4 protein-coding genes and 1 pseudogene are annotated in these 9,629 nt (G+C 76.6%); 1 reads left to right on the top strand and 4 read right to left on the bottom strand.

Annotation, left to right across the window (positions count from 1 at the left end):
- Window positions 1–64 precede the first annotated feature (64 nt).
- From C6N75_RS24660 to C6N75_RS30920, 4 genes are all read right to left on the bottom strand, one after another.
- Window positions 65–2,284 carry an NADP-dependent isocitrate dehydrogenase gene (locus tag C6N75_RS24660; protein WP_105871097.1) on the bottom strand — a complete coding sequence of 740 codons (2,220 nt, stop codon included), beginning with the start codon at window positions 2,282–2,284 and terminating at the stop codon, window positions 65–67.
- Between the two features lie 158 nt (window positions 2,285–2,442).
- Window positions 2,443–6,990: a non-ribosomal peptide synthetase gene (locus C6N75_RS24655; RefSeq protein WP_105871096.1), complete on the bottom strand. Its 4,548-nt coding sequence runs from the start codon at window positions 6,988–6,990 to the stop codon at window positions 2,443–2,445.
- Window positions 6,987–8,750 (bottom strand): AMP-binding protein, encoded by a 1,764-nt coding sequence (locus C6N75_RS24650; protein WP_105871095.1) that lies wholly within the window; start codon window positions 8,748–8,750, stop codon window positions 6,987–6,989. The genes C6N75_RS24655 and C6N75_RS24650 overlap by 4 nt, the downstream gene beginning before the upstream one ends.
- The gene (locus C6N75_RS30920) at window positions 8,747–9,028 is read right to left on the bottom strand and encodes a phosphopantetheine-binding protein (protein ID WP_181160605.1); all 282 of its coding nucleotides are present in this window, start codon (window positions 9,026–9,028) and stop codon (window positions 8,747–8,749) included. Before C6N75_RS30920 ends, C6N75_RS24650 begins: the two co-directional genes overlap by 4 nt.
- Window positions 9,029–9,424: 396 nt before the next feature.
- On the opposite strand from C6N75_RS30920, the pseudogene C6N75_RS24640 reads away from it, so the two are divergent.
- A pseudogene (locus tag C6N75_RS24640) lies at window positions 9,425–9,629 on the top strand (hypothetical protein); the annotation flags it as partial.

Genomic DNA, 9,629 nt, shown 5'->3' with positions numbered 1-9,629 from the left:
CCGGCCCGCCCGCCCGGGGCGGTGGGCGGAGCGAACGGGTGGGGGCACGAGGCCCCCGGGCAGGTCAGGCCAGGGTGGCGAGGGCCTGGTTGAGCGTCTTCGACGGGCGCATGACCGCGTCGGCCTTCTCCACCGACGGCTGGTAGTAGCCGCCGATGTCGGCCGGGGAGCCCTGCACCGCGATCAGCTCGTCGACGATGGTCTGCTCCTGCTCGGTCAGCGTCCCGGCGAGCGCCTCGAACGCCGTGGCGAGCTGGGCGTCGTCGGTCTGCTTGGCCAGCTCCTGGGCCCAGTACAGGGCCAGGTAGAAGTGGCTGCCGCGGTTGTCGATGCCGCCCAGGCGGCGGCTCGGGGACTTGTCCTCGTTGAGGAAGGTCGCCGTCGCCCGGTCCAGGGTGTCCGCCAGGACCTGCGCGCGGGCGTTGCCGGTGGTCTGCGCCAGGTGCTCGAAGCTGACCGCCAGCGCCAGGAACTCGCCCAGGCTGTCCCAGCGCAGGTAGTTCTCCTTGACGAGCTGCTGCACGTGCTTGGGCGCGGAGCCGCCGGCGCCGGTCTCGAACAGGCCGCCGCCGTTCATCAGCGGGACCACCGACAGCATCTTGGCGCTGGTGCCCAGCTCCAGGATCGGGAACAGGTCGGTGAGGTAGTCGCGCAGCACGTTGCCGGTGACGGAGATGGTGTTCTCACCGCGGCGGATGCGCTCCAGCGAGAAGCGGGTCGCCTCGACCGGCGACATGATCTCGAGGGTCAGGCCCTCGGTGTCGTGCTCCGGCAGGTACTGCCGCACCTTGGCGATGAGCTGCGCGTCGTGGGCGCGCTCCTCGTCCAGCCAGAAGACGGCCGGGTCGCCGGTGGCGCGGGCGCGGGTGACGGCCAGCTTCACCCAGTCCTTGATCGGGGCGTCCTTGGTCTGGCACATGCGGAAGATGTCGCCGGCGCCGACGACCTGCTCCAGCACCACCTCGCCGTTCGCGTCCACGACGCGCACGGTGCCGGTGACCGGGATCTCGAAGGTCTTGTCGTGGCTGCCGTACTCCTCGGCCTTCTGCGCCATCAGGCCGACGTTGGGCACCGAGCCCATGGTGGACGGGTCGAAGGCGCCGTTGGCCTTGCAGTCCTCGATGACGACCTGGTAGACGCCCGCGTAGCTGGAGTCCGGGATGACGGCGAGGGTGTCGGCCTCCTGGCCGTCCGGGCCCCACATGTGGCCCGAGGTGCGGATCATCGCGGGCATGGAGGCGTCCACGATGACGTCGCTGGGCACGTGCAGGTTGCTGATGCCGCGGTCGGAGTCGACCATCGCCAGCGCCGGGCCCTCGGCCAGCTCGGCGTCGAAGGACGCCTTGATCTCGTCGCCGTTGGCCAGGGCCTCCAGGCCCTTGTGGATGCCGCCGAGGCCGTCGTTCGGGGTGAGGCCGGCCGCGGCCAGGTCCTCGGCGAAGCGGGCGAAGGTCTTCGGGAAGAAGGCGCGCACCACGTGGCCGAAGACGATCGGGTCGGAGACCTTCATCATCGTCGCCTTCAGGTGCACCGAGAACAGCACGTCCTCGGCCTTGGCGCGGGCCACCTGGGCGGTGAGGAACTCGCGCAGCGCGGCGACCCGCATCACCGAGGCGTCCACGACCTCGCCCGCCAGCACCGGTACCGACTCGCGCAGCACCGTGGTGGTGCCGTCGTCGCCGACCAGCTCGATCCGCAGCGTGCCGTCCTTCTCGACGGTGGCGGACTTCTCGGTGGAGCGGAAGTCGTTCTCCGTCATGTGCGCGACCTCGGTCTTGGAGTCCGAGGTCCACGCGCCCATGCGGTGCGGGTGGTTCTTCGCGTAGTTCTTCACCGACGCCGGGGCGCGGCGGTCGGAGTTGCCCTCGCGCAGCACCGGGTTCACGGCGCTGCCCTTGACCTTGTCGTACCGGGCGCGGATCTCCCGCTCCTCGTCGGTCTTCGGGTCGTCCGGGTAGGCCGGCAGCGCGTAGCCCTGCTCCGTCAGCTCGGCCACGGCGGCCTTGAGCTGGGGGATGGACGCCGAGATGTTCGGCAGCTTGATGATGTTGGCCTGCGGCGTCTTGGCCAGCTCACCCAGCTCGGCGAGCGCGTCCGGGATGCGCTGCTCCTCCTTGAGGTACTCGGGGAAGCTGGCGATGATCCGGCCCGCGAGCGAGATGTCCCGGGTCTCCACGCCCACGCCCGCGGTCGAGGCGTACGCCTGGATGACCGGCAGGAAGGAGTGCGTGGCGAGGGCCGGGGCCTCGTCAGTGTGCGTGTAGATGATGGTCGAGTCAGTCACCGGGTGCTCCGCTCCACGTCTGCAACATTGCTCGACATCAAGATATCTCGAAGACGGGCCCATCTCGAAAGGGGCCCGGGCCTCCCCAGAGGCCCGGAAGCCGGATCCCGGCCCCGGGTCCCTCACCCGGTAGGCGGCAGGAAGCCCTCCCGGGCCGCTCACCCCGGGGGCGGCAGGAAGCCCTCCCGTACGAAGGCCCTGACGCACGCGCCGAACAGCTCCCGGTCCACCCGGGCGGGGGCCACCGGCGTGCCCGCCAGCGCCCGCAGGGTCCTTGCCGGGTCGAAGCGCGGGAAGGCGGCGTCGGCCGGGATGTCCGTGCCGCTCCGCGGCACCAGCCCGAGCAGCGGATACGCGGCGTTGCCCGGCAGCCCCTCGACCGTGCGGCGCCAGACGTCGAGCGGCACGTCCCGCATCCGGTAGCCCAGCCTCCGCAGCTCCTCGACGTACGCGCCGAACAGCTCCGGCCGGCCGCTCGCCACGTGGTACGTCCGGCCCGCGCCGCCCGGGGCCAGGGCCAGTGCGGCGACCGCCCCGGCCACATGGTCCACCGGCACCAGGTCGAACTCCGACACGTAGTCGCCCGGGGCCGCCCCGGCCTGCACGCAGCCCTTCAGCAGCAGCCACAGGAAGTCCGAGCCCTGGCAGACGCCGGTGGCGCTGGAGCCGCTGATCCGCGACGGCCGGTACACCGACACCGGCAGCCCGCGCCGCCGCGCCTGCTCCACCAGCCGCTCCGCCATCCACTTGCTCTCCGCGTAGCCGTTGCGCAGCCGGCCCACCTCTCCCAGCGGATGGTCCGGCCCCACCGGCCCGGTCGGCGGGCCGGCCGCCGGGAAGACGCCGACCGTCGAGACATGGTGCACCGGGACGGTCCGGTACGCCGCCGCCAGCCTGAGCACCTCGGCGGTGCCGCCCACGTTCGCCGCCCGCAGCCGGGCGTAGTCGAAGGCGAGGTTCACCTCCGCGCCCGCGTGCACCACCAGGTCCACCGTGCGCGCCAGCCGCTCGAAGCGTCCGGGCCGAAGGCCCAGCAGCGGGCGGGCCAGGTCGCCCGGGACGGCCAGGATCCGGTGCGCCCGGCTTTCGTCCCACAGCCCGTACCGCTCCAGCGCGGCCCGCAGCCGCTTGTCGCCCTCCGGCCCGGCCGGCCGGCCGCCCGAGGTGCGCACCAGGCAGTGCACCCGCACGGCGTCGTCGGTGCGCTCCAGCAGCTCGTGCAGGAGGAACGCGCCCAGGAATCCGGTGGCCCCGGTGAGCAGCACATGACGCACCGGCCCGTCCGCCCCCGGTCCTCCCGCCCCCGGCCCGTGCGCCCGGGGGAGGGGCGGCGCGGGGCGGACGTCATCGGCGAGGGTCTCCACCGGCAGCGCCGCGGCCGACGCGGCCGGGCCGCCGCGCGCGGTGAGCAGCGCGGTCAGCCCCTCCAGGGTGGGCGCGGCCAGGACGTCGGCCGGCCGGACGTCCAGCCCCAGCTCGGTGCGGAGCCGCACGGACAGCCGCACCGCCAGCAGCGAGTCGCCGCCCGCGGCGAAGAACGTCCGGCCGGGTTCCGCCGGGCCCGCCCCCAGCACCTCCGCCCACACCTGCGCGAGCCGGCCGTCCGCGAGCCCGCGGTCAGCGGGCCCGCGGACCGCGGGCTCGTCCTTCGCGGTGCCGGACGCCGGCGTCCCGCCCTGCCGCGCGGGCGGCGGCCCGGCGGCCGCCGCCCCGTGCAGCGTGCGCAGCGCGGCCCGGTCGGTCTTGCCGGTCGCGGTCAGCGGCAGCCGGTCCACCCGCACCAGGGCGGCCGGGACCAGGTAGTGCGGCAGCCGGGCCCGCAGCGCCGCCCGGATCCGCTCCACGCCCGGATCGGCGGCGTCCGCCGCGGTGTAGTAGCCGGCCAGCCGCCCGTCGGCGGCGAGCACCACGGCGTCCGCCACCCCGGCGACCCCCTTCAGGGCGGCCTCCGCCTCGCCGGGCTCCACCCGGTAGCCGCGGATCTTGACCTGGTCGTCGTCCCGGCCGAGGAACTGAAGCGTGCCGTCGGAGCGCCACCGCCCCACGTCCCCGGTCCGGTACAGCAGCGCCCCCGTCCCCGGGGCGAAGGGGTCGGGCGTGAAGCGGTCCGCGCCATCGGCGGACAGGTAGCCGGCGGCCACCGAGTCGCCGCTGACGCAGATCTGCCCGGCGACGCCCACCGGGCACGGCCGCATCCGCTCGTCCAGCACCCGCACGGTGCTGCCCGGCACCGGTCGGCCGATCGGCGGCCGCTCCGGCCAGCCGGCGGGGTCGCCGGTCAGCGGATGCCGGGTGACCACATGCGTCTCGGAGGGGCCGTACTGGTTCTCCAGCCGCGCGCCCGGGCAGGCGGCCGAGAAGAAGGCCCGGACGGCCGGCGTCACATAGAGCTGCTCGCCCGCGGTGATCACCTCCCGCAGGCTCGCGGCGCTCCGGCCGGTGGCCGCGGTGTGCTCGGCGAGCTGCTGGAGCGCCACGTACGGCAGGAAGATCCGGTCCACCGCGTGCCGTCCCACCAGGTCCAGCAACCGGTCGGGGTCGGCGCGCGTCCCGTCGTCCGCCACGACCAGCGTGCCGCCCACCGCCAACGTCGCGAAGACCTCCTGGAAGGCCACGTCGAAGCCGATCGGCGCGAACTGAAGCGTGCGGGAGCCGGCGCCGGCCGCGGACTGGCGCACCTGCCAGTCCAGCAGCGCCGCCAGCGACCGGTGCGGCATGGCCACGCCCTTGGGCCGCCCGGTCGACCCGGAGGTGTAGACGACGTATGCCCAGTCCTCCCCGGCCGTGGCCGGGTGAGCCGGTGCGGCGGGTCCCGCCGCACCGGCCGGGGGCAGGACGTCCGGGGCCGGGCCGTCCGGGCCCAGGGCGTCCTCCGCGTACAGCAGCCGCAGGCCGGCGGCCCACGCCTCCGGGTCCGCGGCGGCCTCCGTGTGGGCCGGCGGGGGAGTGGCCCGGGTGGTGAGCAGAGCCGCCATGCCGCTGTCCCGGGCGACCAGGGCGAGCCGGGCGGCCGGCAGCGCCGGGTCGAGCGGCACACAGGCCGCGCCCGCCCGCAGGACGGCGAGCAGGGCGACCACCGCCTCGGCCGACCGCGCCATGCGCACGCCGACCCGCCGGCCGCGCAGCCCGAGCCCCGCCAGTCGGCCCGCCAGGCGGTCCGCGGCGGCGTCCAGCGCGGCGTAGGTCAGCGACCGCTCGCCGTCCAGCACCGCGAGCGCGCCGGGGTGGCGGCGCGCCGCGTCCGCGGCCCGGACGTGGGCGTGCGGCGGCGGTACGGGGCCGAGCGCCCCGCCCCGGGGCGACTCCTGCTCCACCAGGCGGCGTTCGTCCGCCGGCAGCAGCGCCAGGTCGGCGACCGGGGTGTCCGGCGCGCGGACCGCGTCCGCCAGCAGGGTCAAGAAGCGCCCGGCCAGTCGCTCGGCCGTCGAGGCGTCCAGCACCCCGGAGGCGTACTCCAGCAGCCCCCGGTAGCCGCCGCCCCGGCCCAGCGGCACCAGTTCGAGGAAGACGTCGAACTTGGCGGTGCCGTTGTGCGCGTACAGCCGCTCGGCGGCGACACCCGGCAGCCGCAGGCCCGGCGCGGCCGCGTCGTCCACCGTGAACACCACCTGGAACAGCGGGAACCGCCCCGGGACGCGCTCGCCCGCCAGCTCGGCGACCAGCAGGCTGTGCGGGGCCTGCCGGTGCGCCATCGCACCGCGTACCGCCCCGGCGCTCTCCCGCACCAGCTCGCGGAAGGTCTGCCCGCGCCGGATCCGGGCGCGCAGCGGCAGCAGATCGCTCAAACAGGCGACCAGCGGCTCCAGCTCCAGCCGGTCCCGCTGGGTGACCGGGGTGCCGAGCACCACGTCCTCCTGCCCGCCGAGCCGTGCCACCAGCGCCGTGAGCGCCGCGCCGAACAGCGTGAACGGGGTGGCGCGCAGCGCGCGGCAGGCTCCGCGCAGCTCCTCGGCCAGCGCGGGCGGGACGGTGAACTCCAGCAGACCGCCCCGGTGGTCGGGCACGGCCGGGCGCGGCCGGTCCAGCGGGAACGCCGACTCCTCCGGGGCGTCCGCGAGCGCCGTCCGCCAGTGGTCCAGGGCGCGTTCGACCACCCCGGGCTCCGCGGCGGCCGCCGCGCGCCGCTCGCGCGCCCAGGCGGTGAAGGTGACCGGCAGCGCGGCGAGCCGGTGCGGCCGGCCCTCCACGGCGGCGGTGTACAGCTCGCTGAACTCCTCGTCCAGCAACCGCAGCGACCAGCCGTCGATCGCCGCGTGGTGCAGGGCGACGGCCAGCACGGCGTCGTCCGCCGCCACCTTCAGCAGCGTGGCCCGCAGCAGCGGCGGGCGGTCGGCCGGCAGCGGTCCGGAGACGGCCGCGCGCACGGCGTCCGCCAGGTGCGGCGCGGCGACCTCTCGTACGGTGAGCGGCGCCGGTGCGGCCGGCGCCACCCGCTGGACCGGGCGTCCGCCGTCCAGCACCAGGGCGGTGCGCAGCGGTTCGTGCCGGGCGACGATCCCGTCCAGCGCCGCGCGGACCGCCGACTCGTCCAGCGGGCCGCGCAGCCGGTGCGCCCACGACTCCACATAGCGGCCCGCGCCGTCCTGCTGGAGCTGGTCGTTGAGCCAGATCGACTCCTGCTCGAACGACATGGGCGCGGCCTCGCCGGCCCCGGCGGCCGTCTTCGGGGGCAGCGCCCCGCCGGTCGTGCCGGTGTTGTCGGTCATACGTCGCCCTCCCCGCCGTCGCCCGGCCGCAGCGACCGCAGCAGCGCCGCGCGGTCCAGTTTCCCGTTGGCGGTCAGCGGCAGCGCGGTGCGCCGGTGCACCAGGTCGGGTACGAGGTGCCGGGGCAGCATCCCGGCCAGCGCCCGCCGTACGCCGCGGGGCTCGGGCGTCTCGGCCCCGGGCGCGGTCGTGTAGAAGAGCGCGAGGCGTTCGAAGCCGCCGCCCGCGCCGGGCACGGGGGCCGCCGCGCAGTCGGCGACGCCGGGCAGTGCCCGGGCCGCGGTCTCCACCTCGGCCGGCTCGACCCGGTGGCCGCGCACCTTCACCTGGCGGTCCGCCCGGCCGGCGAAGTGCAGCACCCCCGCCTCGTCCAGGAAGCCCAGGTCACCGGTCCGGTACACCCGGGCCGGACCTCCGGCCACCTCGATGACGGGGAACTGCCGGGCGGTCAGCTCCGGTTCGCCCAGATAGCCGAGCGCGACGCCGTCGCCCGAGACGCAGACCTCGCCCACGGCGCCGGGGCCGGCCGCGCGGCCTTCGGCGTCCAGCACGTGCACCGCGCGCCCGGGCAGCGCGGCGCCCACGGGTATCCCGGACGGCAGGTCGCAGTCGCCGGGCCGGACGCGGCGGGCGGTGGCGAAGACGCAGGTCTCCACCGGCCCGTAGCCGTTGGTCAGCGCGATGTCCGGGTGCCGGGTCAGGAAGGCCCGCACCCGGGGCGGCGACAGCGTCTCGCCGCCGGTGAGCACCTGCCGCAGCCCGGTGAAGCAGTCGGGGTCCTCGTCGGTGAGGAGATGGAACAGCGACGCGGTCAGCCACACGGTGTCCACCCCGTGCTCGGCGACCAGGGCGCGCAGGGTGCCGGGCAGCAGATAGCCGCCGCCGGTCAGCACACAGGCGCCGCCGGCGAGCAGCGGCCCCCACACCTCCAGGGTGAACGCGTCCCAGGAGACCGGCGACGCCAGCGGCATCACCGGCGGTCCCCCGACCGCGTCCCCGCCGCCGAGCGGACCTCCGCCGTCGGCCGTCCGTCCGTGACCGCCCCCGCCGGCCAGCGGACCGCCATCGCCGCCGAAGAGGCTCAGCGTCGCGCGGTGGCCGGACACCACCGCCTTGGGGCGGCCGGTGGTGCCCGAGGTGAAGAACACGGCCGCGGGGGCGTCGCCCGCACCGCCCGACAGGCCCCGGGCCCGGTCCGGGCCGTCCGGGCCGTCCGGGCGGGGCATGTCCCGGGCCTCGTCCGGGCTGCCCGCGCCGGGCGCGGCTGCCGCTCCGCCCCCGGCCGCGCCGCGCGGCCGGCCGTACGGCGGGGGCGGTGTCCAGAGCGTGCCGGGCCAGCCTTCCGGCGGCGCGGCGGCGACGGTGACGACGGGGGAGAGGGCGGCCGCCAGGGTGGTCAGACGCCCGGCTGGCCACGCGGGATCCAGCGCGGCGTACGCGGCGCCGGTCTTCAGCACGGCCAGCGCGGCGGTCACCAGCTCGGCCGACCGGGGCAGCAGCAGGGGGACGAAGACGCCCGGCCCGGCGCCCCGGGCCCGCAGCTCCGCCGCCCAGTCCTCGGCCGCAGCGTCCAGCTCGGCGTAGCCGATCCGCTCGGCCCCGGCGATCAGGGCCACCGCGCCGGGGCGCAGCCGGGCCTGCCGTGCCACCGCCCCGTGGATGGTCGCCGGTCCGCCGCCGTCGTCGTGGCGGGGGGCCGCCGGCCGGGGCGCGGGCAGGGCGGGCCGAGCGGGCGCGCCGCGGCCGGCCGCACCGCTCACCGGGCGTCCCGGGCCGCGGCGACCAGCGTGGCGAACCCGGCCAGGTCCGCGCTGTCGAGCAGCGTCTCCGGGGCGATCTCGACCCCCACCTCACGGCTCACCCGCAGGCACACCCGGATGGCGTCCAGCGAGGTGCAGCCCAGCTCGTAGAAGTCGTCGGAGAGCCGGTGCGGCCCGTCCCCGGTCACCTCGGCGACCGCCGAGAGGACGATTTCCGGCACGCCGCCGTCCGGTCCGGCGGGCCTGGTGCTCTCACTGTTCGCCTGCGGAGATGCCACGGGACGTCCCTCCTGCTGCCTGCGGCCCTGAACCCTCTGCCGTCGGAGGGGTCGTGCAGACGACCGAATCCGACGGGCCTCGCCCCATCCTGCCGTATCGGTGATCGGCGTTGCGCTATGGGTGATCTGTCCCGCTCGTCGGTGACCGTTCCCGACCGGATACCGACGGGCCCGACGCACCCGGCCGGGCCGGGACGCGGTCCGCCTCCCGGTCACCTCTTGCGGTCGATTCCCCCGCCGGGCGGTTTCCGGCCGGGCCCGCCACGGAAGCCTTCCTGCCGAACGACCCGGGGCAACTCCCGGCGACCGAGGGGACGTAGGGGACTGATGGCTTCGATGTCGAACCGACGCGGCAGGCGGCGCCCGCCGCGGGCCGCCCGATGGCACGCCAAGGACATGCGCGACCAAGGCGTCGCCACCCTGGTCGCGGGCGCCGTCGCGCTGGTCGCCGTGGCGGTGGGCGCCTTCCTCGCCGACGGCGCCGGAGGCGGCGGGGGCCAGGAGGCCGCCCGGACGCCGGCGGCCCCGGCCGGCCGGACCGGCGCCGGCTCCGCCCCCGCGCCCGCCCCGCCCGCCGCGCCACGCGCCGCCGGCACCGCGG

The organism is Streptomyces solincola, from assembly GCF_002982015.1.
GTDB lineage: Bacteria > Actinomycetota > Actinomycetes > Streptomycetales > Streptomycetaceae > Streptomyces > Streptomyces solincola.
The sequence above is the reverse complement of the archived record's forward strand: the minus strand, read 5'-3'. Positions and strand labels throughout refer to the sequence as shown.